The sequence below is a fragment of the Actinocorallia libanotica genome (assembly GCF_039525175.1).
Lineage (GTDB): Bacteria > Actinomycetota > Actinomycetes > Streptosporangiales > Streptosporangiaceae > Actinocorallia > Actinocorallia libanotica.
Map to the genome: position 1 here is coordinate 25,999 of NZ_BAAAHH010000031.1, position 26,745 is coordinate 52,743.

Sequence of the window (26,745 nt, forward strand, 5' to 3'; positions counted from 1 at the left end):
GGCCTGAACGTTCCGCAGGAGGGCATCCACCCGGCGGTGTGCCCGAACGGTCCACGGGCCGGTACCCGCCCGGCGGCGGGCCGTTCCCGGTCGATGGGGCGCCGGCGTGCGGCGGGTGGTTCGCGGGAGGGGGCGGTGCGGTGGCTCCGGGGGGACGGGGGCCGGACCGGTCACGGGCTCAGGCCGCGAGGAGGTCGAGCGGGGAGTCCAGCAGCACGATCCGGTCGGCCTTGAGGGCCTCGGCGGGGCAGCGGGCGGCGACGAGGACGGGGATGCCGAGCGACTTGACGAGCCGCCACACCTGCCGGGCCTCCTCCGGGTCGAGTCCGGTGGCGGGCTCGTCGATCACCAGCGCGTCCGGCTGGGAGATCAGCACGAGCGCCAGGTCGAACCTGCGCCGCTCGCCGGAGGTCAGCCGGGCGTAGGGGACGCACTCGCGCCCCTCCAGCGCCGCCAGGGCCGTGACGGTGTCCTGGTCCAGCGGCCGGGACGCCCAGCGCCGCCACGCCCCGATGATCTCCTCGAGGGTGAGGTCGCCGTACAGCCCGCCGTCGGCCCACAGCGCCCCGACGCTCACCCCCGCCCGCCGCCGGTACGGGTCGAGCCCGCCGACCGTGATCCGGCCGTCCGCGGGAAGCCTTTCCCCGCTGACGGCCTCCAGCAGGGAGGTCGCCCCTCTTCCGCACACCGCGACCACCTCGCCGGGCCGAACGGTGAACGCGACCGCTCCCGTGACCTCGATCATCCCGTCCTCCTCGGCATCGCTGCGAACCTTCACCAAGGGTGCCGCGGGAGGGACCGGGACGGTCAGTGCCGAGCGTCAGAAAGCGGTGCTGAGACTTTCACCTCAAGGCGGTGACAAATGTCATGCCAGCAGGTCGCGGCCCAGTTCCCCGACGCGCCCCGCGCCGCAGAGCGCCAGCGTCAGCTCCAGTTCGGCCAGCAGGCAGCGCAGGACGTGCCGGACGCCCGCCTCGCCGCCGAGCCCCAGGCCGTAGGCGTACTGGCGGCCGACCAGCACGGCCTCGGCGCCCAGCGCCAGGGCCTTGGCGGCGTCGGCCCCGGTGCGCACGCCGCTGTCGAACAGCACGCTCATCCGGTCCCCGACCGTGTCGACGATCTTGGGAAGCTGGTCGAGCGCCGCGACGGCGCCGTCCACCTGCCGTCCGCCGTGGTTGGAGACGACGATCCCGTCCATTCCGGCGTACGCGGCACGGCGGGCGTCGTCGAGGTGCTGGATGCCCTTGAGGACGATCGGCCCGTCCCAGCGTCCGCGCAGCCACGCCAGGTCGTCCCAGGTCAGCGTGGGGTCGCCGAAGTTGGCGACCCAGTGCAGGATCGCCTGGAGCCGGTTCTCCTCGGTGATCTCCCCGCCCACGGCGGCGCGGAAGACGGGGTCGCTGAAGTAGTTCTGCACGCCGATGCCGTGCAGGAACGGGAGGTAGGCGGTGTCGAGGTCGCGCGGGCGCCACGCCAGCTTGAAGGTGTCGAGGGTGACGACGAGCGTCTCGTACCCGGAGGCCTCGGCACGCCGCAGGAAGCTCTCCGCGAGGTCCCTGTCCTTGGGCCAGTACAGCTGGTACCAGCGCGGCCCGGCGACCTCCGCGACCTCCTCCATCGTGCGTGACGCCGCCGTGCTGAGGATCATGGGGACGCCCAGGGCGGCCGCCGCCCGCGCGACCGCGACCTCCCCTTCGGGGTGCAGGATCGACAGGACGCCGACGGGGGCGAGCAGGACCGGGGCGGGCATCGGCGTCCCCAGGACGTTCACCGACAGGTCGATCCCCGAGACGTCGCGCAGCATCCGGGGCACCAGCCGCCACCGGTCGAAGGCGGCGCGGTTGGCGCGTGCCGTGGCGCCGCTCCCCGCGGCTCCGGCGACGTAGCCGAACGCCCGGGGGTCCAGCCGCTCCTCGGCGACCGCCTCCAGTGTGGAGAGATCGGTGGGGAATTCCGGAAGTACATCCCCCAATCCCCCCAGGTAGATCTCGTGCTGGAAGTCCGAGAGGCCCATGGCACCCCCTCCTGGTACGAAACTGTCGTCGGGACCCGCGAGAATGGCGAGCATGGCACGTCGGACTGGTCAGACTCCACCCCCGGAAGACTTCGAAGAGAACATCATCGACATCGATGTGGCCGAGGAGATGCGGGGCAGCTTCCTCGAGTACGCGTACTCGGTGATCTACTCGCGCGCTCTTCCGGACGCTCGTGACGGCCTCAAGCCGGTACAGCGCCGCATCCTGTACTCGATGAGCGCGATGGGGCTGCGGCCCGACCGCGGGCACGTCAAGTGCGCGCGCGTGGTCGGCGAGGTCATGGGCAAGCTGCATCCGCACGGCGACACGGCCATCTACGACACCATGGTCCGCATGGCCCAGCCGTGGGCGATGCGCATGCGCATGATCGACGGCCACGGCAACTTCGGCTCCCTCGGCGGCGACGACGCGCCCGCGGCCATGCGCTACACCGAGGCCCGCATGTCGCCCGAGGCCCTGCTCATGGTCACCGGGCTGGACGAGGAGACCGTCGACTTCCGGCCCAACTACGACGGCCAGGAGCTGGAGCCGGAGGTCCTGCCAGCCGCCTTCCCCAACCTGCTGGTCAACGGCGCGACGGGCATCGCCGTCGGCATGGCCACCAACATGGCGCCGCACAACCTCGGCGAGGTCGTCGCGGCCGCCCGGCACCTGGTGACCCACCCGGACGCCACGCTGGACGACCTGATGAAGTTCGTCCCCGGCCCCGACCTGCCCACCGGCGGCAAGATCGTCGGCCTGAACGGCGTCCGCGACGCCTACGCGAACGGCCGCGGCACGTTCAAGACCCGCGCCACCGTGCACATCGAGAACGTCACGCCGCGCCGCAAGGGCCTGGTCATCACCGAGCTGCCCTACAACGTCGGCCCCGAACGCGTCGTCGCCAAGATCAAGGACATGGTCCAGGCGAAGAAGCTCCAGGGCATCGCCGACCTGAAGGACCTCACCGACCGCACCGTCGGGCTGCGCCTGGTCATCGAGATCAAGAACGGCTTCCATCCCGAGGCGGTGCTGGAGGAGCTCTACCGGCTCACGCCGATGGAGGAGACCTTCGGCATCAACAACGTCGCCCTCGTCGACGGCCAGCCCAAGACGCTCGGCCTGCGCGAGCTGCTGCAGGTCTACGTCGACCACCGCATCGACGTGGTGCGCCGCCGCTCGCTGTACCGGCGCCGCCGCCGCGAGGAGCGCCTGCACCTGGTCGAGGGCCTCATGACGGCCCTGCTCAACATCGACGAGATCATCCAGGTCATCCGCAGCTCCGACGACTCCGCGCAGGCCAAGTCCCGGCTGATGCAGGTCTTCGAGCTGTCGGAGATCCAGGCCCAGTACATCCTGGACACCCCGCTGCGCCGGCTCACCCGCTACGACCGGCTGGAGCTGGAGAAGGAGCAGGAGACCCTCCGCAAGGAGATCGCCGCCCTCACCGAGATCCTGGAGTCGGAGAAGAAGCTGCGCTCCCTGGTCTCCAAGGAGCTGGCCGAGGTCAGCAAGAAGTTCGCCACGCCGCGGCGCACCGTGCTGCTGGAGGCCGACGGCGCGCCCCGGCCGGTGGTCCCGCTGGAGGTCGAGGACGACCCGTGCCTGGTGCTGATGTCCTCCACCGGCCTGCTGGCCCGCACCGTCGACGCCTCCCCGCTGGCGGACGACGGCCCCCGCGCCCCGCACGACGTGCTCCAGTCGGTGATCTCCACCTCGGTGCGCTCGGAGTTCGGCGTCGTCACCTCGGCGGGCCGGCTCCTGAAGGTCGAGGTGGTCGACCTGCCGCTGCTGCAGCCCTCCGACGCCCCGCCCTCCCTGGCGGGCGGCGCGCCCCTGGAGGAGTACGTCACCCTCGCCGAGGACGAGCAGGCCGTGGGCCTGGCGCGCCTGGCCGAGGACGGCCCGGGCCTGGCCCTGGGCACCGAGCAGGGCGTGGTCAAGCGCGTCGCCAACGACTACCCGGCCAACCGCGAGGAGTACGAGGTCATCACCCTCAAGGACGGCGACAGGGTCGTGGGCGCGGTCCAGCTGGACTCCGAGGAGCAGGACCTCGTCTTCATCACCGACGACACCCAGCTGCTGCGGTACACCGCCTCCAACGTGCGGCCGCAGGGCCGCCCCGCGGGCGGCATGGCCGGCATCAAGCTCGCCGCCGGCGCCAAGGTCATCTGGTTCGGCGCGGTCGACCCGTCCCGCCCCTCGGTGGTGATCACCGTCTCCGGCTCCGCCACCGCCCTGCCCGGCACCCAGGCGGGCAACGTCAAGGTCAGCGAGTACGCCGACTTCCCGCCGAAGGGCCGCGCCACCGGCGGCGTGCGCTCGCACCGCTTCCTCAAGGGCGAGGACGTCCTCATCACCGCCTGGGCCGGCCCGGCGCCCGCCAGCGCCACCGACATCGCGGGCGAACCCGTCGACCTCCCGGCCGAGCTGGGCCGCCGCGACGGCTCCGGCGTCCCCCTGCCCTCCCCCATCGGCGCCCTCGGCGGCTCCATCGGCCCCCGCGTCGACGAGTCCTGACCGCGTTCCCGGTGCCCTTCTTCCCCGAAGGGCACCGGGAGCGCGTTCCCCAAAGGCATCGAGAGCACGTCCACGTCCCGGAAAGCACCGGGAGCGCATCGATGCCCTGGAGGAACGGAACAGTTCCTCCAGGTGCCCTTCTCCCGGCACCGGCGCACCCACGTCGTCCAGGCCCGGTCCTGACCGCGCCGACACGTCCGCGCAGCGATCAGGACCCATGTCCTCACCGGCGGCGCACCCGCGGTGAGCGGGGCTCAGGCCCGCGACGCTCCTGGCGGCCGGGCCCGGCCTTCCCCCATCAGGGCGGCGCTCATCGGTGTCGAAGTACAGGCCCGGCATGGACAGGCGGCCCTGAGGTCCGTCCTGCTCTCCCTCGTTAGAGAAGCGGGGGACGGGATTCACCAGGTGTCCCGAGGCATCGTCGTCATGGAAGACGAACACCTGTAGACCGACGCCGCCCGCGAGTCGGGCGTCAGTACCGGCCTCTACTCGTTCCGCCTGTGCCCGGCTCGCCGAAGCGGGCCCACCGAGGAGGCCCCGTTTCCGGCGGCCACGCCGAATCCTGGCGCCTGTCCGGTGGTGCGACCGCCGTGACGGGGCTTGCGAGGAATGGCGGCGTGCTGAGGCGTTCAGCCAGGTCGTTCACCTGACGCCCGAGGAGATGGCGGGCATGGCGGATGTGGTCCGCGCTCTCATCGCGCAATTCCGGCACCGCACTACCGACCCGTCATCCCGCCCGGCGGACGCCAAACCGGTAGCCATCATGGCCCGGCCATTCCCGATGCCCTGAAAGGTTTTCGGACGCTGCCCGCCGGATAAGCAACCACTGGAAAACTCCGCTGCTTCACCATCGGAAATATTTTCCAAACCAGACATCACCAGATATTTCAACTACCACCGAAAAATGCACTCACCGCGCAATGCCACAGCAGTATCAGCACCGCTACCGCAGTAGCAAAAAGCCCGACTTGACGGGAAAGTAAGAGTTTCTCTACTTTTCATTCGCTCTTTTTTCCCGTTCTTCATGCTTCTTAACTCCAACTTTGCCCCACCCAGAGGCAACCGGGAGTGACTAAGCACACTTGCTTAACTACGGTACGTTATAGCCGGATGTCGATCACGGCATCCGAATACGCAACGGGAGGACACTCAATGCGGCTCGCCACCCAAGCGCTCGGCGCCCTCGCCACCGCCGGAATTCTCGCCACCCTCGTCCCCGGAGTCGTCCACGCCGAGGCGGCGAACAGCACCGCCCATTCCATCGCGAGGAGGGTGGACGGGGTCATCTACGTGGGCAAGAAGAAGTACGTTCGCCCGAGCGCCGGCCGGTGCTACTTCTACAAAGGCTCGCCCATCAAGAACAACACCGGCAGGACCCTCCGGATATTCAAGGACGACGAGTGCTCCGCCAGCCTCCTTCAGTTCGTCGACCTCTACCCGGGTGCTGCCGTTCTGCGCGCGACCGGCAGGAGCTTCATGCTGCTTTAGCACGGCACCCGTGCGATGAGCTCCGGGAAAGGTGTTCCTTCGGGGATCTCGGAGCGGTGGCCGAAAGAGGATGGAGCCTGCCGCCGGCGCGCCGCGCCGCCTTTGAGGGGCCCGGGGCAGGCTCCTCGGCCTGTGCGGGAAATCGGGTTGAACCCCGGTGCGTCCTGCGGCTATCAAGGGCCCATGGAGCAGACACTGCGCGGCCGGGTCGCGCTCATCACCGGGGTCAGCAGGCGACAGGGCATCGGATATGCCGTCGCGCGCAGGCTCGCCCTGATGGGCGCCGACCTTTTCCTCACCCATTTCCGGCCGCACGACGTCCCGCAGCCCTGGGGCGCCGACGATGTTCCGGAGCTCCTCGCCGAACTCCGGAAAGAGGCGCCGGAGGCGTCCATCGCGGAGATGAGCGCCGATCTCGGGGAGGCCGGAACGAGCCAGGCGGTCGTCGACGCCGCCGTCGCACGGTTCGGACATGTGGACGTCCTGGTGTGCAACCAAGCGCGCAGCGGGGGCGACGGCCCTCTGCTGGAACTCGACGCCGAACGGCTCGACGGGCACTGGCGGGTCAACACGCGGGCCACGCTGCTGCTCACCAGCGCCTTCGCCCGGCAGCACGACGGACGGCCCGGCGGCAGGGCCATCTGGATGACCTCGGGGCAGCAGCTCGGGCCGATGCGGGGCGAGGTCGCCTACGCGACGTCCAAGGCGGCGCTGGCGGGTGTGCTCGCCACCGTCTCCGACGAGCTCATCGACCGCGGCATCCTGCTCAACGCGGTCAATCCCGGGCCCGTGAACACCGGATACCTCCGCCCCGAGACCGCCGACCGCGACCTGCGGGTCCTGGACGAGGTCCTCGCCGCGTTCCCGCAGGGCCGGTACGGCGAGCCGGACGACCCCGCCCGCCTCATCGCCTGGCTCGTCTCCGACGAGGGCCGCTGGGTCGCCGGGCAGGTGATCGACTCCGAAGGCGGCTTCCGGCGTTCCCGCTGATGATGGCCGGAAGCGGACGGGGTGACGGAAGAGTGAGACCTGTCTTTCCGCCGAATCCGTCGCCGTCCGCCTGGTTACGCTCAAGGGGTCAACGGGTGCTCGAGAAGGGCCGCGGCGTGATCTCGTCATCGCTTCCGGAACCGCCCGAGAGGCTGCGGGCCGACGATCCCCGCTTCCTGGGACGCTACCGACTGCTGGGCCGGCTCGGCACGGGCGGCATGGGCGTGGTCTACCTGGCCTGCGATCCGGCCGCCGCGCTGCCGCGGCCCGTGGCGGTCAAGGTGATCATGCCGGAGCTGACCGAGGACGCCACGTTCAACGCCCGGTTCCGGCGCGAGGTCGAGGCGGCCCGCCGGGTCCGCCCGTTCTGCACCGCGCCCGTCCTGGACGCCCGGCTCGACCGGTCGCCGCTGTTCGTGGTCACCGAGTACGTGCCGGGGCCGACCGTCCGGCAGGTCGTCGCCGAACGCGGCGCGCTGCGCGGAGCGGACCTGGACGCGCTGGCCGTCGGTGTCGCCACCGCGCTGACCGCCATCCACGCCGAGGGCATCGTCCACCGCGACCTCAAGCCCGCGAACGTGCTGCTCTCCCCCATCGGCCCCCGGGTCATCGACTTCGGCATCGCCCGCAACACCGACTCCTCCACCCGGCTGACCGCGGCCGAGGGCTCCGTCGGCACCCCGTCGTTCATGCCCCCCGAGGCGTTCCGGCACCAGCCCGTGGGGCCGCCCGGCGACGTCTTCGCCTGGGGGGCGCTGATCGCCTACGCGGCTTCGGGGAATCCGCCGTTCGGCACCGGCACCCTCGCCGAGATCGCCTACCGGGTCGTCCACCTGGCGCCTTCCCTGGAGGAGCTGGAGGGTCCGCTGCACGATCTGGTGGCCCGCGCCCTCGACAAGGAGCCCGATCGCAGGCCCACCGCCCAGGCGCTGCTCGACGAACTGGTCAGCCGGCGGGGCGCCGGCGACCGTCCCGCCGTGCCGACGGAGCCCAGCGGCGTCCAGCGGCGCCCCGCCGGTGAACGGCTCCGTGCGCTGCCGTCCCTCCGGACGCGCAGGCCGCTCATCGTCACCGCCGTGGCGGCCGTCGTGCCGGCCGCGGTGACGGCGGGGCTGACCTACGGCCTTCTGTCCGGCGAGGAACCGCCGGCCGTCCGGGAGGCCGCGGTCGTGGAGGACTTCGACGTCCCGCCGCGGCCCCTGGAACCCGTCCTCCCCGCCACCGCCTTCCCGCAGGAGGAGTACGGCTGGACCCAGGGGGCGCAGAGCAGGTCCAAGGACGGCACCTACACCGTCTCCACCGCCTCGGGCTACCTGATCTACTTCTCCGGGCCCACGGTCGGCGTCCTGCCCGAACGCCTGCTGGTGACCGCCCGCGCCCGTTTCGCCAGCACGCAGGAGTCCGGCCAGGTCGGCGTCTACTGCCTGGGCCAGGGCTTCGACGGCGGCTACGCGTTCACGGTCCGCCGGGACGGCGCCGTCACCCTCTACAAGGCGGGCGGCGGCAGCCGCGTCCCCCTGGCCACCGGCTCCTCCCCCGGCCTCGGCGAGACCTACCACACCGTCCAGGGCCTGTGCTGGGTCTCCCCCGGCGCCACCCGCCTCATCATGTGGGTGGACGGCCGCAAGGTCGCCGACGTCACCGACTCCGTGGTCCCCGCCGCCTCGGGCGCCGTGGGCGTCCTCGTCGGCCACGACCCGCCCGACTCCCCCGACACCGTCGCCGTCTTCAGCGAGTTCTCCCTCTCCCGCGTCTGACCCGCCCCCGCTCCTCACCTGCGGCCACCGACGCCTCACCCGGTGAAGCGCGGTGAAGCGCGGCGAACGTCCGCGACGCGGGATCGCGTGGGAGGAGCGGTGGGGGAATCGGCGCGGTCCAGGGTGCCGTGGGGTCGGACCGGAGTGCCGGAGGATCAGGACTGGGTGAAGTCCTCGGAGCCCCAGTAGGCGCGCATGCTGGTCACCTTGCCGGCTTCGTTGAAGGTGAAGACGTCGATGACGGAGATCTGCATGCCGGGCATCTCGACGGTGAAGGCCATGGCGGCGGAGGAGCCGTGGGAGCCGCGGATGGGGGTGTCGAGGGAGATCTTGGCGCCGCTGCCGACGGCGTTGCGGTAGAACTCGGCGACCTCCGCGCCGCGCTTCTCGGGGGTGCCGACGGGGTCCTCCACGACGGCGTCCTCGGCGAAGAGCGCTATGACGGCCTCGGGGTCGCCGTTGGCGAAACCGTCGACGTAGGACTGCAGGGCTGCCTTCATCTGCGCCTGGGTGGGCATGGAGATCCTCCTCGGGGGGGTGGGCATGCAGGCTACCAAGCACCGGACGTCCGTCCGGAGGGGATTCCCGGCCGGTGGGAAACCTGCCCGAAAAGAGACATGACCGAGAGAGGAAAGGACGGCGCGCCCCTGCACGCCGTCCGTGTTCCGCGCCCGGCGACCGGCCCCGTCCCAGGCCGGTGGGGCCGGGGCCGGGACGGATCACCGGTCAGGTGTCGATGCGGCTCTCGTCGATCTCCGAGGCGCCGGCGATGATGAACTGACGGCGCGGGGGCACCTCGCTGCCCATGAGGAGGTCGAACATGCGCTCGGCCTCGGCGGCGTCCTCGATGCGGATGCGGCGCAGGGTGCGGTGGCGCGGGTCCATGGTCGTCTCGGCCAGCTGGTCGGCGTCCATCTCGCCCAGGCCCTTGTAGCGCTGCGGGGGCTCCTTCCAGCGCACGCCCTTGCGCTCCAGCTCCACCAGCTTGCGGCGCATCTCGGCGTCGGAGTAGCAGTAGATGTACTTCTCCTGGCCCCGCTTGGGGTTGATCAGCTGGATGCGGTGCAGGGGCGGGACCGCGGCGTAGACCCGGCCCGCCTCGACCATCGGCCGCATGTAGCGGAAGAGCAGGGTCAGCAGCAGCGTGCGGATGTGCGCGCCGTCGACGTCGGCGTCGGCCATCAGGATGATCTTGCCGTAGCGGGCGGAGTCCACGTCGAAGGTGCGGCCCGAGCCCGCCCCGACGACCTGGATGATCGCCGCGCACTCGGCGTTCTTCAGCATGTCGGCGACCGACGACTTCTGCACGTTGAGGATCTTGCCCCGGATCGGCAGCAGCGCCTGGAACTCGGAGTTGCGCGCCAGCTTGGCGGTGCCCAGGGCCGAGTCCCCCTCGACGATGAACAGCTCGCTGCGGTCGTCGGTGGTGCGGCAGTCCACCAGCTTGGCCGGCAGCGCCGAGGACTCCAGCGCCGTCTTGCGCCGCTGGGTGTCGCGCTGGGTGCGGGCGGCGATCCGCGCCTTGGCCGCCGCGACGATCTTCTCCAGGACGGTGCGCAGCTGCTGCTTCTGCGCCTTGCCCGGGTTGTCGAAGATCTCCTTGAGCTGCCTGCCGACCACCTGGTTGACGATGCGGGTGGCGTCGGAGGTGCCCAGGATCTCCTTGGTCTGGCCCTCGAACTGCGGTTCGGGCAGCCGCACGGTGACCACCGCGGTCAGGCCCTCGAGGATGTCGTCCTTGAAGACGTTGTCGTCGCTGTTGCGCAGCAGCTTGACCGCCCGCAGCTGCTCGTTGACCACCCGCACCAGCGCCTTGTCGAAGCCCTGCACGTGGGTGCCGTGCTTGGGGGTGGCGATGACGTTGACGAAGCTGCGGACCGTGGTGTCGTAGCCCGTGCCCCAGCGCAGGGCGACGTCCACCTCCAGGTCGCGCTCGACGTCGGTGGGGACCAGGTGGCCCAGGTCGTCCAGGACCGGCACGGTCTCGGTGAAGTGGCCGCGGCCCTGGATGCGCAGCACGTCGCAGATCGGCGGGTCGGACGCCAGGAAGGTGGTGAACTCGCTGATGCCGCCGTCGAACCGGAACTTCTCGTGCAGCGGCTGCTCGCCGCGCTCGTCGGTGACGGTGATCTCCAGGCCGGGCACCAGGAACGCCGTCTGGCGCATGCGGTCCAGCACCAGATCGGTGGAGATCGCGGCGTCCTTGAGGAAGATCTGGAAGTCCGGCCAGAACCGCACCCGGGTGCCGGTGCGGGTGCGCGGGATCTTCTCGCCCTCGTGGACGCCCGACTTCTTGCGGAACGAGGCCTTGGGGCCCTCGGCGGAGAAGACGCCGGGCAGGCCGCGCCGGAAGGAGATGTGGTGGGTGAGCCCGCCGCGGTCGACCTCGACGTCGAGGCGGGCCGACAGGGCGTTGACCACCGAGGCGCCCACGCCGTGCAGGCCGCCGGAGGCGGTGTAGGAGACGCCGCCGAACTTGCCGCCCGCGTGCAGCCGCGTCATGACCAGCTCGACGCCGGGCAGCTTGGTCTTGGGCTCCAGGTCCACCGGGATGCCGCGCCCGTTGTCGCCCACCGAGCAGGAGCCGTCGGCGTGCAGCACCACCGAGATCTTGGAGCAGAAACCGGCGAGCGCCTCGTCGACGCAGTTGTCGACGATCTCCCACAGGCAGTGGATCAGGCCTCTGCTGTCGGTGGACCCGATGTACATGCCGGGCCGCTTGCGCACGGCCTCGAGTCCCTCCAGCACCGACAGGTGCCGGGCGGAGTACCCGGTCGTGTCCACGTTTTCCTCGACAGCGGCGGTGGTCAACGGTGCTCCTCAACACATTCGAACATGCTTTGCAGTGTTCGTCGCAAGACTGTACCCCGTCGGACGGACACAGGAGCGTCGGAACGGGCCGCGCTGCGGACCCGCGCGCTCCGAAGATTTCGTCCTCGACTGCACCCTATGACCATCCTCCGGCTCCGAGACGCGTCTTCCGGGGACGCGAAGGACGATGCCTTCGGGGAGCCGTGGCCCTATCCTCGGATACGCCCGCGGGACCGGGGTCGCGGCCACTTCAGCACAGCGCAAAGCGCCGGGCACGGAGAGATCATCCACAGGTGTGACCCGGGTCACGTTCTGGGGCGTTCTGCTGTCGGCGTAGCGGAAGAGGTTTTGGGAACGCCCAGGTCGGGTTAGATGTTCTCCTAAGTACCGACCCCCGAGTACAGAGGAAGGTGCCGTGACTGGAACCCTTGCCCCGACCAAGCCGCTCACCGCGCAGGACCGCTGCGATCGTTGTGGGGCCCAGGCCTATGTCCGCGCGACTCTCGCAGGTGGCGCCGATCTGTTGTTCTGCGCTCACCACGGCCGCAAGTACGGGGAGACCCTCCGTGCTTCGGGGGCGGAAATCCACGACGAGACCGACAAGCTGATCGAGAACCGGCTCCGCGGCGAGGACCACTCCTAGACGCCGGCCTCACACACACTGGTGACGACGGAGGACCGCTCCACACGGGCGGTCCTCCGTCGCCGCTTATCCAGGGCTCCGGGACGCCTCGGCGGCCGCGGACGGGCATAATCACCGCGTGCTCATCCTGCTTCCGCCCTCCGAGGGCAAGGCCGCCCTGGGCGACGGCCCTCGGCTGGCCCTGGAATCCCTCTCCCGTCCCGCTCTGACGCCGGTACGGGAGCGCGTGCTCTCCGCGCTCACCGACCTGTGCGAGGGCCCCGAGAGGGCGGCTCTGGAGGTTCTGGGGCTCTCCGAAGGGCAGAAGGACGCCCTGGCCCGCAACAGGGAGCTGCGCCGGGCCCCCACCCTGCCCGCCCGTGCGCTCTACACGGGCGTCCTGTACGACCATCTGCGCCTGAACGACCTGGACGAGGCGGCGCGTGCCAGGGTGGCGATCTTCTCAGGGCTGTGGGGAGTGCTGGGCGCGGACGACCACGTACCGCCCTACCGGCTGGCGATGGGCGTGAGGCTGCCGCCCCTGGGAGCACTGGCGGGCGTGTGGCGTCCCGCCCTGACCGAGGCGCTCCGCCCGGACGGCCTGGTGGTCGACATGCGCTCCGCACCGTACGCGGCCGCCTGGAAGAGGCCCGCCGTGGGCGTGCGGGTGCTGCGGGAGCGGATCGTCGACGGCGCCGTCAGGCGCTCGGTCGTGAGCCATATGGCCAAGGCCACCCGAGGGGTGATCGCCCATGACCTTCTGGCGCACGGGATCGAGGCCGCGGACCAGGAGGAACTGGTCAAAGCCCTGGGCGATCTCGGCCACACGGTGGAGTCCCCCCGCGTTGGAACGATCGAAGTGATCGTCTGCGACGGGTGAACGGCGGCGTTCAGCCGCCGATGATGTTGAGGTGCCGGCACACCTTGACGTACTGCTCGTCCGCGCTGCCGCCCAGGTAGGACCAGGGCAGCGCGGCCGGCCGGCCCAGGGTGCGCAGCAGGTGGTTGCGCGCGGGGCGGCGGGCGTCGCCCAGGTGGAAGGCCGCGCCGAAGAGGTTGTGCGCCTCCAGGGTCCGCGGATGGGGGTCGTGGCCCGCGTGCCAGCCGCGGGCCGCCGCCTCGACGTCCCTGATCTCCGCCTCGCTGAACCAGGAGGACGAGCCCTTGATCAGCCCGGAGCGCTCCTGGACGAAGTACTCGAAGTAGGCGAGCGGGATCAGCGCGGCCCTGGGGTCCTCCCGTGCCGACATGCTCATCGCCACCCGGGCGAAGTCGAACATCTCCTCGGCGACCCCGCCCCACTGGGGCGAGAGGCTGATGACCCGCGCCACGTGCGCGCCGTACAGGGTGGGCCAGCGCTCGATCGCCCGCCTCCAGAGCGCCTCCTTGTCCGAGGCGTCGGTCTCCAGGCCGAGGGCCAGCCACTGCATGGACTCCCAGGGCACCGGGTCGTCGGGGAACAGCTCCGCCGCCGCCTTCAGCGGATCGCGGGCGCCCTGCAGCGCCTTGGCGAAGGCCTGGTAGCCGCCGGCCTGCTGGGACCTCGACCGTGCGGTGGGGCGGATGCGCCACGCCTCCTCGATCAGGGTGCGGCCCAGCCAGAGGTGCAGGTCGGGGTTGTACGGGTCCTCGACGAGCAGCGCCTCGATGCCCCTGCTCAGGCCGACGGCGGCCTTGGCCAGGTACTCGACGCGCAGTGAGCGCAGCTCGGCGTCGGTTCGGGTCTCCCGAAGGGCGGAGACCGCGACTCTCAGGTAGCGTTCGCGGACGGCGTCGCAGGCACGGTCCAGCACCGGGTCCTGCCAGGGGCGTCCGCTGATCACGCGTGCCGCGCGGGGTCTGTGGTGGCCCCCCGTCGTCAGCACCCGGTCAACCTCCATCACTCCCATGTGCTGGAGAGTAGGCAAGGACGACGCGGTGGTGGCTACCTCTAGGTAAATACCGTGTTAAGCGGCGACGCACCACCCGCCAAAGCGGTCAAAGCACAACGGACCGTCTAGAAAAGACGGTCCGTTGTACCCGAATCGTGACTAGTCGAGGTAGTCGCGCAGCACCTGGGAGCGCGACGGGTGGCGCAGCTTCGACATGGTCTTGGACTCGATCTGCCGGATCCGCTCCCGGGTGACCCCGTAGACCTTGCCGATCTCGTCCAGCGTCTTGGGCTGGCCGTCGGTCAGGCCGAACCGCATCGACACCACGCCCGCCTCGCGCTCGGAAAGCGTGTCGAGCACCGAGTGCAGCTGCTCCTGCAGCAGGGTGAAGCTGACCGCGTCCGCCGGGACGATCGCCTCGGAGTCCTCGATGAGGTCGCCGAACTCGCTGTCGCCGTCCTCGCCCAGCGGGGTGTGCAGGGAGATCGGCTCGCGGCCGTACTTCTGGACCTCGACCACCTTCTCCGGGGTCATGTCCAGTTCCTTGGCCAGCTCCTCCGGGGTGGGCTCGCGGCCCAGGTCCTGGAGCATCTGGCGCTGCACGCGGGCGAGCTTGTTGATGACCTCGACCATGTGGACCGGGATGCGGATGGTCCGCGCCTGGTCGGCCATGGCCCGGGTGATCGCCTGCCGGATCCACCAGGTGGCGTAGGTGGAGAACTTGTAGCCCTTGGTGTAGTCGAACTTCTCGACCGCGCGGATCAGACCGAGGTTGCCCTCCTGGATCAGGTCCAGGAACAGCATGCCGCGGCCGGTGTAGCGCTTGGCCAGCGAGACCACGAGCCGGAGGTTGGCCTCCAGCAGGTGGTTCTTGGCGCGGCGGCCGTCCTCGGCGATCCACTCGAGGTCTTCCAGGTCCTCCTCCGAGAGCCTGCCGGCCTCGTTGGCCAGCCGCTCCTCGGCGAACAGGCCGGCCTCGATGCGCTTGGCGAGCTCGACCTCCTGCTCGGCGTTGAGCAGCGGGACCTTGCCGATCTGCTTGAGGTAGTCCTTGACCGGGTCGGCGGTGGCGCCGGCCGCGACGATCTGCTGGACGGGGGCGTCCTCGTCGTCGTCGGTGTCGGTGAGGACGAAGCCCTCCTCCTCGGAGGCCGGCTTCTCCCCGGCGGCGCGGGGCTTGGGCACCTCGGCCTGGGGCTCCTCGTCCTCGTCGGTGTCCTCCTCGGTCACCTCGACGACGTCGTCCTCGACCTCCAGGTCCTCCAGCTCGAGGTCGGTGATCTCCTCGAGCTCCTCGGCCTCGTCGTCCACCGCCTTCTTGGCGGGGGACGCGGCCTTGGCGGAGGCGGCCTTGCGGGCGGTGGGCGCCGCCTTCTTGGCGGCGGGCTTGGCCGCGGCGGCGGCCTTGGGCTTGCGGGCGGCGCGGGCGGCGGGCTTGGCGGGCGCCTCCTCGGCGCCCTCGTCCACCACCGCGGTCACCGTCTCCGGCTTCTCCTTCGCGGCGGCCGCGGTCTTGGTCTTGGATCGGCGCGGGGTGGCGGCGGTCTTCCGCGGGCGCTTGGGCGCCGCGGAATCGGCAGCTGTCACCATGACGGTCACACCCTCCTTGCTGAGGCTCCGCAGGATGGCGGGGGCCTTCGACACCGGAATGTCGGCCTCCTCGAAGGTCCGGCGTACATCATCGGCCTCGATGTAGCCCTGCGTCCTGGCACGTTCGAGGAGCTGCTCGATAACAAGGTCATGCAGCTCGGACGGCTTCGAGGTAGAACTGGCAGGCGACACAAATACCTCTCGAACGAACGTGTGGCTTCTACGGCCCGACTCCCGGGGCAGGGAGTGCGAACCTCAGGCCCGTAAGGGAAGGAGCATCGTACCCGGAGCCCGATAACACACCACCTTAGGGGGAGTCCAGTGGTCCTTCGTACGGACTACGCCGAGTTTCTGGGTGGAACATGGAGCGCGAGGACCGTGACGTCGTCGTCCTGGTCGTACCCCGCGAGCATCTGGTCGACCAGATAATCAACCAGAATCTCCGGATCCCGTACCACTTCGGACGGGGCATTCCCGGCTACCGCGACCAATTCGTCGAGGCCCGCGTCCACCCCGCGACGGCGGTTCTCCACCAGTCCATCGGAATAGAAGACCACAGTGTTGCCGGGTTCCACGGAAAAACTTGACTGTTGCCGCTGACTGGGCCATCCCAGCGGGGTCCCGGGCTCGGCCAGACCGAGCACGGGCGGCCCGTCGGGGCGCACCACCAGGGCGGGCGGATGGCCGGCGTTGGACACCACGGCGGCGCCCGTGTCGGGGTTGATCACCGCGTAGGCCAGGGTGGTGAACTGCTCCTCGTCCTCGGTGGCGCTGAAGACGCGGTCGAGCCCGGCCAGCACCGCGGCCGGACGGGGGTCGTTGAGGGCCAGGGCGCGCAGGGCGTTGCGGACCCGCCCCATCACCGAGGCGGCCAGCACCCCCTTGCCCATGACGTCGCCGACGGCCACGGCGAGCCGGTCGTCGGCGAGCTTGAAGGCGTCGTACCAGTCGCCGCCGACCTGCACGTGCCGGGTGGCGGGGTGGTAGCGGGCCGCCAGCTGCATCCCGTCGAGCTGGGGCAGGCTGTCGGGCAGCAGGCTGCGCTGGAGCTGCTCGGCGGTGTTGTGCTCCTGCTCGTACAGCGTGGCGCGGCCGACGGCCAGGGCGCACTGGCCGGCGAGGGCCTCCAGGAAGACCCGCTCCTCCTCGGTGATCTCCCGGGGGCGGGTGAAGGCGAAGCGCAGCGCGCCGATCGCCGAACCCGCCATGAGCAGCGGCAGGCCCACCCAGGCGCGCTCGTCGGTGCGCTCCAGGTAGCGCTCCAGGTCGTCCTCGCCGCCGAGCTGGCGGCGCAGGCTCTCGGGCGTGCCGGCCAGGAACGGACGGCTCTCGCGCACCGCCACCGACATCGCGGTCGCCGCGCTGACCGGGACGACCGTGGAGTTCTCGCCCTCCTGACTCGGTGCCCGGGGTGATCACGGTGAGCTTGAGGCGGTTGTGGTCCAGCAGCGCGACGGCCGAGCGGTCGGCGCCGATCGCCGAGCGGCCCACCTCGGTGATCACCGAGACGACCTGGCTGACGGTCAGCGCCTCGGCCAGCATCGAGGTGGCCTGCTGCAGCCGCGCGGTGCGCAGCGCCGCCGCCGACAGCTGCTCGGTCAGGCGCCCGCGCATCTCGTCGGCCTCGCGCTGGCCGGTGACGTCGGTGTTGGCGCCGACCCACTCCACCACCCGCTCGCCGCGCTTGATCGGCACCGCCCGCACCTCGTACTGGCGGTAGGCGCCGGTCCTGGTGCGCACGCGGTAGCCGCTCTGGAAGGTGCGCTCGTCCTCCAGGCACTCCCGCCAGGCGGCCTCGACGCGCTGGCGGTCCTCCTCGTGCACCACCGCCAGCCAGCCGCCCTCGCGGTACTCCTCCAGGCTCTGGCCGGTGATCGCGCGCCACTCCGGCGCGTCGTCCACGGCCTCGCCGGCCGGGGTCGCCACCCACACCACCTGGGAGCTGGCCTCCACCAGGGAGCGGTAGCGCTCCTCCTTGCGGCGGATCTGCTCCTCGTCCAGGCGCCGCTCGGTGACGTCGACGGCGATCAGGGCGACGCCCAGGATCTTGCCGTCGGGTCCGTGCGAGGGGAACCAGCTCGTCGCCCAGCAGCGGGTCCCGGCGCCCTCGGCGCTGTCGGGCACGGCGAACCTGAGGTCCTTGTCGACCACCGAGCGGTCGGTGGAGACGACCTCGTTCAGGTAGCCGGCCACCTCCGCCGCGGTCTCCTCCGGCAGCATCTCCCCGGGGACGCACTCGACCAGCTCGGTGACGGGTCTGCCGAGCAGGCCCGCCAGGGTGTCGTTGATCCGGCGGCAGCGCAGTCCGGAGTCGAAGAAGGCGAAGCCCATCGGGGCTTCCTTGATCAGGGTCGCGAACAGCGCCGAGTCGGAGGCCGCCAGGCCCGAGACACGTGGGCCGGGCACGGAAGTATCAGTGCTCATCGCCGCCACCTCCGGCGCCCCTCAGGCCTTACTGCGAGGCTCATGGTCATCACTATGGGTGAATGGGAGCAGGCTAGTGCTCCCGCCTCCATCACAACAGCGGTCGGAGTCAGGTCTCATCATCCAGGGGTCACCACGGTTGCACAACCGTCTGCCCCCTTCGGCTCGGCCCGTAAGGAACACCCTATGCGTCCCCTTCTCCGGGCGTCCACGGTGCGAGCCGCCCCGAGATCCTAAGGGCTCGGCCGCCGCCGTGGCCCCTGACTCGCCGGTATCCCTCGGCCCTCCGCCGTCGCGGCGCCGCCTCAGCCCGCGGCGGCGGCCTTGGCCGACCTCTTGTACTCGCGCACCTTGACCAGCGAGTCGGGGCCGGTGATGTCGGCGACCGAGCGGTGCGAACCCTCTTCCCCGTAGGGCCCCGCGGCCTCCCGCCACCCCTGGGGCGCCACGCCCAGCTGCTTGCCCAGCAGCGCCAGGAAGATCTGTGCCTTCTGTTTGCCGAATCCGGGCAGCGTGTTGAGCCTCCGCAGCAGCGTCCGGCCGTCCGGGACGTCCTTCCAGACCAGCTCGGCGTCGCCCTCGTGGTGCTCCACGAGGTACCGGCACAGCTGCTGGACCCGCTTGGCCATCGACCCCGGGTAGCGGTGGACGGCGGGCTTCTCCGACAGGAGCGCCGCGAACGCCTCCGGGTCGTACGCGGCGATCTCGTGGGCGTCCAGGTCCGGCCGACCCAGCCGCCGGGCGATGGTGAGCGGCCCCGCGAACGCCCGCTCCATCGGCACCTGCTGGTCCAGCAGCATGCCCACGAGGGCGGCGAGCGGGCTGCGGGCCAGCAGCGCGTCGGCCTCGGCGTCCTGGGCGAGTCTCAGTTCCGGCATGCGGACCATTATGGATCCCTTACGGCCTCGCGCACCGCATGGTCGAAGGGGTGTCCGGCTGGTGGAATGCGGACATGGACGAACAAGAGGGCGGGGGTGCCCCGGTCGGGCGCCGGATCGTGCTCGGCATGCTGGCGCTCGGCGCCTTCGGGGTCGCGGCCGGCGCCCGCCTGCAGCAGGACGTGAACCGGGCGCTCGCCCCGATCGGCGACATCGTGCCGGGCGGCGGCGGATTCCGCTACTACTCGGTGGTCTCCTCGGTCCGGCGGCGTACCGCAGGCGACTACCGGCTGAAGGTCTCCGGCCGCGTCTCGCGGCCCCGGACCTTCACCATGGCCGACCTGGCGGCGCTGCCGCAGACCTCGCTGACCCTGGACTTCCAGTGCGTGACCGGCTGGCGGGTGCCGGACGTGCCGTGGAGCGGGGTGGCGCTGCCGGACCTGCTGGACGCCTGCGGCGCCGACCCGGCCGCCGGGGCGCTGAGGTTCACCTCCTTCGACGGCCTCTACACCGAGTCGCTGTCCATGGAGCAGGCGCGCCGCCGGGACATGCTGGTCGCGACGTCCATGTACGGGAAGCCGGTCACGCACGACCACGGCGGGCCCGTACGGCTCTACGCGGCGCCCATGTACGCCTACAAGTCGCTGAAGTGGCTGGGCGGCATCGAGGTCGCCGACGAGGTGGAGCCGGGCTACTGGGAGCTGCGCGGCTACGACGTGGACGCCTGGGTGGGCCGGTCGAACGGGCGGGACGATGCGCCGACTGCCTAGGTTCGGGGCGCCGGAGCGCGCCGTCCACCACGCCACCGCCCTGCTGATGATCGCCTGCCTGCTCACCGCGGTGTGCCTCTACCTCCCCGCGGTCTCCACGCTCGTCGGACGCCGGCACCTCTGGAAGACGATCCACGTGTGGGCGGGCTTCGCGCTGCCCCTCCCCGTCCTCCTGGGCCTGTTCTCGCGCGGCTTCCGGGCGGACCTGCGGCGCCTCGACCGCTTCACCCCCGTCGACCGGCAGTGGCTGCGCCGCCGCGACCGCCGCGCCGTCCGGGACGGGACCGGCGTGCTGCCGGTCGGCAAGTTCAACGCCGGGCAGAAGATCAACGCGGCCTTCGTCGGCGGGTCGATCCTGGTGATGGCGGCGACCGGGGCGATGCTGGCCTTCCCGGGGCCGTGGCCGTTGCCCCTGCGCACCGGGGCGACCTTCGTCCACGACTGGCTGTTCCTGGCCGTCGCCGCGATGACCTGCGGACACCTGTGGTACGCCCTGCGCGACCGGGAGGCGCTGAGGGGCGCCGTCACCGGCTCGGTGCCCCCGTGGTGGGCGGCGGCCCACCACGCTGGATGGTTCGCCGAGGTCACCCGCCGCGCCGACGGCGGGGGTTCCGCCGGGAACGAACGGGTTTCCGGGCGGGTTCGTCCCTAAGGATCCCTGGTCCGTGCGGGTAAGGTGGCTGAACGTGAGTCCGCGCCCCGCCGAGGAGATCTCCGGGATCTTCGACGACATGCTTCTGCACGCAAGGGAACTGCTGGCCGTCCGCAGCCCCCTGGACGCCGAGCTGATCGTCAGCGAGATCCTCGGCTCCTGGTACGGGCACCGGTCCGGCAGCCGCGACGTCGAGGAGCTCGTCGGCGAGTCCCTGCTCGAATACGCCGCGCAGCGGGGGACGCCCGCCTCGCTGGCGCTCCTGGCGGGCGTGGCCGGCCTGGGCACGCCGCGGCAGGCGGCCATGGCCGAGCGCGACGCGCTCCGGCTCATCGACGAGGGCGTCGCGCGCCCGTCGTGGGCCGACAGGGTCGGGCAGGTGCAGCCCGAGGAGTGCTACGTCTCCCGCGACGTCTACGGCGACCAGGACTCCGTCATCTGCACCTACACCTACGCCGGCAGCGAGCGCCACGCCCTGGTGGCGGTGGTCGACAACAACCTCGGCGGACGCTGGGACGTACGCTGCGAGAGCGGCCTCGTGCGGGACGCCTGGGTCACCTCCAAGGTCGACCGGCTGCTCGAGCACTGCCGGGGCGAGGCCGCGGGCGAGCTGACGGAGTTCGCCGAACTGGACGCCGCGCAGGCCAGGGCGATGCTGGAGCCGGCGCTGGCGCTGACCGTCTCGCTGGCCGACGCCCCGGTGAGCGACACCTTCGCCTCCTACCACGCGTTCCTGCGCTCCCGCGTCCGCGCGCTGCCGCCCGGCGGGCGCAGGCCGCCGTCACCGGCCTACAGCGCCGACCGGCGGGCCACTCTCGCCGCCCGCTTCCTGGCCTCCCGCGAGGCCGAGGAGCTGTCGGACCTGTCGGCCGCGGGCAAGTGCGTGGACCGCGTCATCGACTACGGCTGCACCCGCGACTTCGGCAGGCCGCTGCGGATCAGCCCCGTCAAGTGCGAGATGTTCCTGCTCGACTGGCTGCCCCGCAAGATCTTCCTCACCCCGCCCGAGCAGGAGGCCATGCCGCACGTGCTGGCCGCCTGGGTGCGCTGGGCCGGACGCCGCACCGGCCTGCCCGAGACGGGGATCCGCGCCACCCTGGACGCCGTGTGGGACGCCACCCACAGGTTCGGGGAGGCCTACCGCGACCCGGTCACCTTCGGCCTGGACCGCTCCCTGGTGGAGAAGCTCCTGCCGGACGGCGACCTGGAGGCCCTGCCGCGCCGGGCGTTCGCGCTGCCCTTCCTCACCGGCTCGCTGGCCTCGCTCGACCCGTCCGACCCCGCCGACCGGCGGGAGCTGCTGTCCTTCGAGCACCCGGGCGCCACCGAGGCGGAGCTGGACGGCTACGAGCGGCTGGCGGTCCGGTTGTGGCGCGGGGATCCCCCCGGCCTGTGGGAGACCGCGCAGCACCTGCTCGACCAGGGTGCCGAGCGCCATCTGCTGGTGCACCGGCTGATGCTCCTCGTCGTCGCGCACGACGAGGATCCCCGCGCCCTGTCCACGGCTCTCCGAGACCTGCGCGCCGACGGGCTTTAGACTGTGTCCTCCGTCCGCCCCCGTTTGCGCCGGGACGGCCGGATCGAGATCATGCGCACGAGGACCGGGGGACTCCCCGCGACGGGAAGTGGAGTTTTCGCCTTGGAGTGGTCGGAGTTCGCCCAGCGGTTCGCCCTCGAGCTCGCGAACCTCGACCGCGACACCATCCTCATCGTTCGGGAGCGCGAGGAGAGCAGGCACTACGTGCAGGCGATGCGCGAGCCCGACCGGCTGTACGCCGAGGCGGTGAGCAACAACTTCCTGGAGGGACCGCTGCTGCTCGGCCCCTCCGACGAGGAGGTCCTCGCCGAGGCCGGGTGGCGGCCGCCGACCCCCGACTGGACGCCCGCCAACTGGTGGACCGAGCTGCCGCCCGACACCGGGCCGCCGGGGTGCGCGATGCTCGCCGACATGATGGTGACCGCGCTGCGCGACGTCCAGGGCGTCCGGCGCCCGCTGGACCTGGTGTACGAGTCCTTCCACCGGCACGGGGCGGGGCTGATCGAGCTGACCGGCTTCGGCCTGGAGCCGGCGGACCCGCAGCGGGTCGCCGACCGCAGGCCCAGCCCGATCGCCGCGCCGGTCGACGGCGCCCCGACCGCCGCGCACCCCTCGCTGGAGGACAGGCTCGCCGACGCGCGGCTGCGCGGCGACCACCTCGCCTACTTCGACCTCCTGCTCGGCGCCGAGCTGCTGCTCCCCGCGGGCGGCACGGGCGCCGAGGCCGCCGAGGGCGGGGAGTTCCAGACGGCGCAGCGCGACGGGGTCACCCACGTGCTGGCGTTCACCTCGGTGCAGGCGCAGGGCGCCGCCGGGTACGCGGGGCTGCACCGCAGGACGACGTTCGCCGCGCTGGCCAGGTCCTGGCCGGACCCGTCCTGGCACCTGACCATCAACCTGGACCTGCCCAGCGAGATCCAGCTGGACGCGGCGATGATCCTCCGGCTGGACACGATGCACCGCTCCTCGCCGCAGGCCACGCTGGTGGAGCCGGGCTCCGCGCCGGCCGCCCCCGACCCCGCCCCCGCCGATCCCGTTCCCGCCGCCGGCCAGGCGATCAGGCTGCCGCACGGCGCCCAGCTGTGGTCCGAGCGCGGCCTGCTCGCGGTGTTCGACGCCGTGAGCGGCGGGTGGACCCCGGCCGGCCGGACCGCCTGACGCCATGGACTGGGCGGAATTCACCGAACGGCTGGCCCGGGAGCTGGCCGGCCTCCACCCGCAGATGGTGCTGGTGGTGCACCGCAGGGTGCAGGGCAGCCACTACGTGCAGGCCTTCCGTACCGGCGACAACGTGCACGCCGAGGCGGTCAGCAGCGAGGTCCTCATGGCCGACCTGCGTTTCGACCCCCGCGCCGAGGACCGGCTGGCCGAGCTGGGCTGGGAGCGGCCCGAGGCGTACGGGAACTGGACGTTCGACCTGCCGTTCGGCTCGCCTCCCGCGGCGTTCCGGCGGCTGGCCTCGATCATGGTGATCGCGCTGCGCGACGTCCAGGGCACGGCGGCGCCGGCCGACCTGGTCTACGAGGCCTTCCGGGACTCCGTCTTCCTCGACCTGGCCGAGCTGGGCCTGGAGCAGTCCGATCCGCTGCGGCCCGCCGAGAAGCACCTCTCCCCCGCCCTGGAGCCGGCGCCCGCGCCCTCTTCGCCGCCCGAGCCGCCGCCGCCCGTGCTGCACACGCAGCCGCTGTCGCTGCCGTTCCCGCCGGAGGCACCTCCTGCGGGGCCGGAGGCCCCGCCCGTGCAGGCGGAGCCCGGTGCCGCGGACGGTCCGGAGCCGCCGCTTCCGCAGCATCCGGAGCCCTCCGCGGTGCCCGAGTCCGCGGTCTCCCACACCCCGGTCCCCCCGGCGCCGCCGACCGCTCCGGCCCCGCCCGCCGCCCCGGTCCCCGAGCCCTCGCGGTCCTCCCGGTCGAACAAGACGGCGATCCGGCTCGCCGAGGCCAAGGCCAACGGCGACAAGGACGGCTATCTGGAGGTCCTGCTGGGCGCCGAGCTGTACGCGGCGGGCACCGTCGTCTACGAGGACGGCGTCTACGTGCGGGCGTTCACCGCGCCGCCTCCCGAGCAGCACCAGGTGACCGACCTGCGGACGCTCGCCGAGCGGTGGCCCCAGCCGCACTGGCGGCTGGCGATCGACGACGGCCTTCCGGGCGCCGGCTACCTCGACCCCTTCACCATCGCCCGGGTCGGCGGCTCCCCGGTCCGGCCCGTGATGCAGAAGGTGCTGCCGCACCCGCTGGTCGTGCACTACCTCGAAGGGGGGTACGACCGCGTCGCCGGATACGTCCACCGCGTGTCCGACGTGCTCCAGCTGGCCACGCCCAAGCAGATGTACGCCGCGCTCGGCCTCGGCCACCGCGGCTCCTCCTTCTCCCCCGACGACGACGCCGTGCACGTGCTGCGCTGGCACGCCGCGTTCACCGAGCTGCTGCGCCCCCCGTACGGCGGGACCGACGAGGCGGCGATGGCGGCGATGCCCGGCGGCTGGGTCGTCGAGCACCCGCCGTTCGACGGCACCGGTTTCGCGCCCGGCACCGGCCTGGCGATCCCGGAGTTCAAGGTCGACAGCCAGCGGCTGCCGCACGGCGCGGAGATCTACCGGCTCGACCGGAGCGGGCGGTGCACGCTGGTGGCGCTGTTCGACGCCGACGGCGCCCGATGGGTGGCGGTGTAGATGAGAGACGGCTACTACGCCCGCTGGCAGGGCGAGGAGTTCCCGTGCGGCCCCGCCCACGAGGAGGTGCGGCTGTACTCGGCCGACCCCCGGATGGGGTTCGTCGCGGCCGCCCCCGGCCGGTTCGTGAAGGTCGTCCCCGCCGCCGAGGTGGAGCGGCTCTGCTACGTGGTGACCCGCTGCCGCTGGCGGGACGAGCCCTTCATCATCCTCGGCGAGCACGAGGGCTGGCTGCGGGTGGAGTACACCGGCGGACTCGCCCCCGTCGCCGAGGCGCTGGGCCTCGAGCACTTCGACCGGGGCGTCTACCAGGCATGGGCGCCGGTCACCGAGGTTCACGACATCCGCGAGGAGGTATACCCGTGACCGACCGCCTGGTCGCCGGGCCCTCCGTGGCCTCGGGAAGGAGGGCCACCGTCATGGATCTGCGCAGCATGGACCTGAACGCCGACCTCGGTGAGGGCTTCGGCGCCTGGCGCCTGGGCGACGACACCGCGCTCATGTCGGTGGTCACCAGCGCCAACGTCGCCTGCGGGTTCCACGCCGGCGACCCCCTGATCATGCGGGTGACCTGCCGCACCGCGGTGGCGCACGGGGTGGCGATCGGCGCCCAGGTCTCCTACCGCGACCTCGCCGGGTTCGGCCGCCGGGCGATGGACGTGCCGTTCGACGAGCTGGCCTCGGAGATCCTCTACCAGCTGTCCGCCCTCGACGGCATCGCGCGCAGCTGCGGCGGCCGCGTCTCCTACGTCAAGCCGCACGGCGCGCTCTACAACCGCGTCGTCCACGACCGGGGGCAGGCCGCGGCGGTGGCCGAGGCCGTGCTGTCGTTCGACCCGTCGCTGCCGGTGCTCACCCTGCCGGGCTCGGTGCTCGCCGAGGTCCACGACGAGCTCCAGACGGTCGCCGAGTGCTACGCCGACCGCGCTTACACTCCCGAGGGCACGCTCGTGCCGCGGCGCTCGCCGGTCTCGGTGGTCACCGACCCGCAGAAGGTCGCCGAGCGCGCGGTGCGCATGGCGGTGAAGGGCGAGGTGGAGGCGATCGACGGCACGGTCGTCCCGGTCTCCGCCCGGTCGATCTGCGTGCACGGGGACACCCCGAACGCGGTCGAGCTGGCCAGGACGGTCCGCGGCGCGCTGAGCGACGCCGGCGTCAAGATCATCCCGTTCACGTGAGGGAGGTCCGCCGGGCGGGGGACCGGGGCCTGCTGGTGGAGGCCGCCTCCCCGCACGCGCTGCGCGCGGCGATCCTCGCCGCGGACCTGCCCGGAGTCACCGACGTCGTGCCGGGCGAGGCGACGGTGCTGGTCGTCGCCTCCGGCGGGCTGGAACTCCTCGAACGGCGGCTGCGCGACCTGGAGGCCGGTGACGAGGCGCCGGCCGGACGGTCGGTGGAGATCCCCGTCGTCTACGACGGCGCCGACCTCGCGGAGGTCGCGGAGCTGACGGGCCTGTCCGTGGCCGAGGTCGTCGCCCGTTACGGCGCCGCCGAGTACACCGTCGCCTACCTGGGCTTCTCTCCCGGTTTCGGCTATCTGACGGGGCTCGATCCGGCGTTGCGGGTGCCGCGCCGCAGCACGCCCCGAACGTCCGTCCCGGCGGGGTCGGTGGCGATGGCGGGCCCCTACACCGCGGTCTACCCGTCGGCGTCGCCCGGCGGCTGGCGGCTGCTGGGCCGCACCGACCTGGTGCTGTGGGACGTGCGCCGGGACCCGCCCTCGCTGCTGGGCCCCGGCGACAGGGTGCGGTTCGTCCCTAGCCGATGATCTTCTCGGGCCGGATCCGGACGGTGACGCGCTGCTCGCCGTCCTTGCGGAACGGGTACTCGTCCACGCCCATGTACTTGCCGGCCAGCGCGTCGATGACGGCGTCGGCGCCCTCGGACTCCAGGGTCGCGGTGCCGGTGACGCTCACCAGGTTGTAGGCGTCCTCGGGGTCCAGGACGCTGACCGACACGCGCGGGTTCCGCCGCAGGTGCCGCTCCTTGACCCGCCCGACCGCGGTGTTGAAGTAGACGCCGCGCTCGTCCAGGCCCACCCACACCACGGTGTTGTGCGGGGAGCCGTCCTTGTCCAGCGTGGTCACCCAGCCGGGGATCGGCCGCTCCAGCAGCGCCTTCGCCTTGTCGCTCAACTCGGCCATGT

General features: G+C 71.8%; 24 protein-coding genes and 1 pseudogene. 15 read left to right on the plus strand and 10 right to left on the minus strand.

Annotation, left to right across the window (positions count from 1 at the left end):
* Positions 1-178 precede the first annotated feature (178 nt).
* Together ABD140_RS29815 and ABD140_RS29820 are read right to left on the minus strand one after the other, a co-directional pair.
* Positions 179-745: an ATP-binding cassette domain-containing protein gene (locus tag ABD140_RS29815; RefSeq protein WP_344244362.1), complete on the minus strand. Its 567-nt coding sequence runs from the start codon at positions 743-745 to the stop codon at positions 179-181.
* A gap of 120 nt (positions 746-865) precedes the next feature.
* Positions 866-2,014: an alpha-hydroxy-acid oxidizing protein gene (locus tag ABD140_RS29820; protein ID WP_344244363.1), complete on the minus strand. Its 1,149-nt coding sequence runs from the start codon at positions 2,012-2,014 to the stop codon at positions 866-868.
* Positions 2,015-2,066: 52 nt separating this feature from the next.
* Here ABD140_RS29820 and ABD140_RS29825 point away from each other — a divergent pair, with 52 nt between their 5' ends.
* The 4 genes from ABD140_RS29825 (at position 2,067) to ABD140_RS29840 (ending at position 8,770) form a co-directional block, all read left to right on the plus strand.
* Positions 2,067-4,535, plus strand: coding sequence for a DNA gyrase/topoisomerase IV subunit A (locus ABD140_RS29825; RefSeq protein WP_344244364.1), 2,469 nt, complete (start codon positions 2,067-2,069; stop codon positions 4,533-4,535).
* Between the two features lie 1,152 nt (positions 4,536-5,687).
* Positions 5,688-6,023: a hypothetical protein gene (locus tag ABD140_RS29830; protein ID WP_344244365.1), complete on the plus strand. Its 336-nt coding sequence runs from the start codon at positions 5,688-5,690 to the stop codon at positions 6,021-6,023.
* A gap of 183 nt (positions 6,024-6,206) precedes the next feature.
* Positions 6,207-7,013 (plus strand): SDR family oxidoreductase, encoded by an 807-nt coding sequence (locus ABD140_RS29835; RefSeq protein ID WP_344244366.1) that lies wholly within the window; start codon positions 6,207-6,209, stop codon positions 7,011-7,013.
* A gap of 95 nt (positions 7,014-7,108) precedes the next feature.
* On the plus strand, positions 7,109-8,770 hold the full coding sequence (locus tag ABD140_RS29840; RefSeq protein ID WP_344244367.1) for a serine/threonine-protein kinase: 1,662 nt from the start codon (positions 7,109-7,111) through the stop codon (positions 8,768-8,770).
* Between the two features lie 155 nt (positions 8,771-8,925).
* Here ABD140_RS29840 and ABD140_RS29845 read toward each other — a convergent pair whose 3' ends face one another.
* Both ABD140_RS29845 and ABD140_RS29850 read right to left on the minus strand, forming a co-directional pair.
* A complete protein-coding gene (locus ABD140_RS29845; RefSeq protein ID WP_344244368.1) occupies positions 8,926-9,288 on the minus strand; it encodes a nuclear transport factor 2 family protein in 363 nt (120 codons plus the stop codon).
* 208 nt (positions 9,289-9,496) lie between these two features.
* A complete protein-coding gene (locus ABD140_RS29850; protein ID WP_344244369.1) occupies positions 9,497-11,581 on the minus strand; it encodes a DNA gyrase/topoisomerase IV subunit B in 2,085 nt (694 codons plus the stop codon).
* A 415-nt stretch (positions 11,582-11,996) separates the two neighbouring features.
* Here ABD140_RS29850 and ABD140_RS29855 point away from each other — a divergent pair, with 415 nt between their 5' ends.
* On the plus strand, positions 11,997-12,224 hold the full coding sequence (locus tag ABD140_RS29855; protein ID WP_106401927.1) for a DUF7455 domain-containing protein: 228 nt from the start codon (positions 11,997-11,999) through the stop codon (positions 12,222-12,224).
* 118 nt (positions 12,225-12,342) lie between these two features.
* On the plus strand, positions 12,343-13,083 hold the full coding sequence (locus ABD140_RS29860; protein ID WP_344244370.1) for a YaaA family protein: 741 nt from the start codon (positions 12,343-12,345) through the stop codon (positions 13,081-13,083).
* 10 nt (positions 13,084-13,093) lie between these two features.
* Here ABD140_RS29860 and ABD140_RS29865 read toward each other — a convergent pair whose 3' ends face one another.
* The 3 genes from ABD140_RS29865 to ABD140_RS29875 all read right to left on the minus strand — a co-directional run bounded on the left by ABD140_RS29865 (position 13,094) and on the right by ABD140_RS29875 (position 17,013).
* Positions 13,094-14,092, minus strand: a complete 999-nt coding sequence (locus tag ABD140_RS29865; protein ID WP_344244371.1) for a hypothetical protein — start codon at positions 14,090-14,092, stop codon at positions 13,094-13,096.
* Between the two features lie 141 nt (positions 14,093-14,233).
* On the minus strand, positions 14,234-15,856 hold the full coding sequence (locus ABD140_RS29870; protein WP_344244372.1) for an RNA polymerase sigma factor: 1,623 nt from the start codon (positions 15,854-15,856) through the stop codon (positions 14,234-14,236).
* A gap of 146 nt (positions 15,857-16,002) precedes the next feature.
* Positions 16,003-17,013, minus strand: coding sequence for a PP2C family protein-serine/threonine phosphatase (locus ABD140_RS29875; protein ID WP_344244373.1), 1,011 nt, complete (start codon positions 17,011-17,013; stop codon positions 16,003-16,005).
* A 71-nt stretch (positions 17,014-17,084) separates the two neighbouring features.
* Here ABD140_RS29875 and ABD140_RS29880 point away from each other — a divergent pair, with 71 nt between their 5' ends.
* Positions 17,085-17,384 (plus strand): hypothetical protein, encoded by a 300-nt coding sequence (locus ABD140_RS29880; protein WP_344244374.1) that lies wholly within the window; start codon positions 17,085-17,087, stop codon positions 17,382-17,384.
* On the opposite strand, the pseudogene ABD140_RS29885 reads toward ABD140_RS29880, so the two are convergent.
* Positions 17,339-18,088 (minus strand): annotated as a pseudogene (locus tag ABD140_RS29885) (PAS domain-containing protein); the annotation flags it as partial. The gene ABD140_RS29880 and the pseudogene ABD140_RS29885 sit on opposite strands and share 46 nt — an antisense overlap.
* A gap of 305 nt (positions 18,089-18,393) precedes the next feature.
* Entirely contained in the window at positions 18,394-18,966 is a 573-nt protein-coding gene (locus ABD140_RS29890) for an HhH-GPD-type base excision DNA repair protein (protein ID WP_344244375.1), read from the minus strand.
* A gap of 74 nt (positions 18,967-19,040) precedes the next feature.
* Here ABD140_RS29890 and ABD140_RS29895 point away from each other — a divergent pair, with 74 nt between their 5' ends.
* From ABD140_RS29895 to pxpB, 8 genes are all read left to right on the plus strand, one after another.
* Complete coding sequence (locus ABD140_RS29895) at positions 19,041-19,736, plus strand: molybdopterin-dependent oxidoreductase (RefSeq protein ID WP_344244376.1); 696 nt, start codon at positions 19,041-19,043, stop codon at positions 19,734-19,736.
* Complete coding sequence (locus ABD140_RS29900) at positions 19,720-20,388, plus strand: cytochrome b/b6 domain-containing protein (RefSeq protein WP_344244377.1); 669 nt, start codon at positions 19,720-19,722, stop codon at positions 20,386-20,388. Before ABD140_RS29895 ends, ABD140_RS29900 begins: the two co-directional genes overlap by 17 nt.
* Positions 20,389-20,422: 34 nt before the next feature.
* Positions 20,423-21,925, plus strand: a complete 1,503-nt coding sequence (locus ABD140_RS29905) for a hypothetical protein (RefSeq protein ID WP_344244378.1) — start codon at positions 20,423-20,425, stop codon at positions 21,923-21,925.
* A 102-nt stretch (positions 21,926-22,027) separates the two neighbouring features.
* Positions 22,028-23,083, plus strand: a complete 1,056-nt coding sequence (locus tag ABD140_RS29910) for a TY-Chap domain-containing protein (protein ID WP_344244379.1) — start codon at positions 22,028-22,030, stop codon at positions 23,081-23,083.
* A gap of 4 nt (positions 23,084-23,087) precedes the next feature.
* Entirely contained in the window at positions 23,088-24,599 is a 1,512-nt protein-coding gene (locus ABD140_RS29915) for a TY-Chap domain-containing protein (RefSeq protein WP_344244381.1), read from the plus strand.
* Entirely contained in the window at positions 24,600-24,965 is a 366-nt protein-coding gene (locus ABD140_RS29920) for a hypothetical protein (RefSeq protein WP_344244382.1), read from the plus strand.
* Positions 24,966-25,033: 68 nt separating this feature from the next.
* On the plus strand, positions 25,034-25,777 hold the full coding sequence (locus tag ABD140_RS29925) for a LamB/YcsF family protein (protein ID WP_425544166.1): 744 nt from the start codon (positions 25,034-25,036) through the stop codon (positions 25,775-25,777).
* Complete coding sequence (pxpB, locus tag ABD140_RS29930; RefSeq protein WP_344244384.1) at positions 25,774-26,367, plus strand: 5-oxoprolinase subunit PxpB; 594 nt, start codon at positions 25,774-25,776, stop codon at positions 26,365-26,367. Before ABD140_RS29925 ends, pxpB begins: the two co-directional genes overlap by 4 nt.
* Here pxpB and ABD140_RS29935 read toward each other — a convergent pair.
* On the minus strand, positions 26,357-26,743 hold the full coding sequence (locus ABD140_RS29935) for a PPOX class F420-dependent oxidoreductase (protein ID WP_344244387.1): 387 nt from the start codon (positions 26,741-26,743) through the stop codon (positions 26,357-26,359). The genes pxpB and ABD140_RS29935 overlap by 11 nt on opposite strands.
* Positions 26,744-26,745 lie beyond the last annotated feature (2 nt).

What these genes read in the sequence shown, in the direction of transcription:
- ABD140_RS29865 (WP_344244371.1), bottom strand. Translation starts at nt 14,092, where the DNA reads ATGGGAGTGATGGAGGTTGACCGGGTGCTGACGACGGGGGGCCACCAC.
- ABD140_RS29875 (WP_344244373.1), bottom strand. Translation starts at nt 17,013, where the DNA reads ATGTCGGTGGCGGTGCGCGAGAGCCGTCCGTTCCTGGCCGGCACGCCC.
- ABD140_RS29835 (WP_344244366.1), top strand. Translation starts at nt 6,207, where the DNA reads ATGGAGCAGACACTGCGCGGCCGGGTCGCGCTCATCACCGGGGTCAGC.
- ABD140_RS29935 (WP_344244387.1), bottom strand. Translation starts at nt 26,743, where the DNA reads ATGGCCGAGTTGAGCGACAAGGCGAAGGCGCTGCTGGAGCGGCCGATC.
- ABD140_RS29895 (WP_344244376.1), top strand. Translation starts at nt 19,041, where the DNA reads ATGGACGAACAAGAGGGCGGGGGTGCCCCGGTCGGGCGCCGGATCGTG.
- ABD140_RS29890 (WP_344244375.1), bottom strand. Translation starts at nt 18,966, where the DNA reads ATGCCGGAACTGAGACTCGCCCAGGACGCCGAGGCCGACGCGCTGCTG.
- ABD140_RS29815 (WP_344244362.1), bottom strand. Translation starts at nt 745, where the DNA reads ATGATCGAGGTCACGGGAGCGGTCGCGTTCACCGTTCGGCCCGGCGAG.
- ABD140_RS29900 (WP_344244377.1), top strand. Translation starts at nt 19,720, where the DNA reads ATGCGCCGACTGCCTAGGTTCGGGGCGCCGGAGCGCGCCGTCCACCAC.
- ABD140_RS29830 (WP_344244365.1), top strand. Translation starts at nt 5,688, where the DNA reads ATGCGGCTCGCCACCCAAGCGCTCGGCGCCCTCGCCACCGCCGGAATT.
- ABD140_RS29845 (WP_344244368.1), bottom strand. Translation starts at nt 9,288, where the DNA reads ATGCCCACCCAGGCGCAGATGAAGGCAGCCCTGCAGTCCTACGTCGAC.
- ABD140_RS29915 (WP_344244381.1), top strand. Translation starts at nt 23,088, where the DNA reads ATGGACTGGGCGGAATTCACCGAACGGCTGGCCCGGGAGCTGGCCGGC.
- ABD140_RS29920 (WP_344244382.1), top strand. Translation starts at nt 24,600, where the DNA reads ATGAGAGACGGCTACTACGCCCGCTGGCAGGGCGAGGAGTTCCCGTGC.
- ABD140_RS29825 (WP_344244364.1), top strand. Translation starts at nt 2,067, where the DNA reads ATGGCACGTCGGACTGGTCAGACTCCACCCCCGGAAGACTTCGAAGAG.
- ABD140_RS29925 (WP_425544166.1), top strand. Translation starts at nt 25,034, where the DNA reads ATGGACCTGAACGCCGACCTCGGTGAGGGCTTCGGCGCCTGGCGCCTG.
- ABD140_RS29820 (WP_344244363.1), bottom strand. Translation starts at nt 2,014, where the DNA reads ATGGGCCTCTCGGACTTCCAGCACGAGATCTACCTGGGGGGATTGGGG.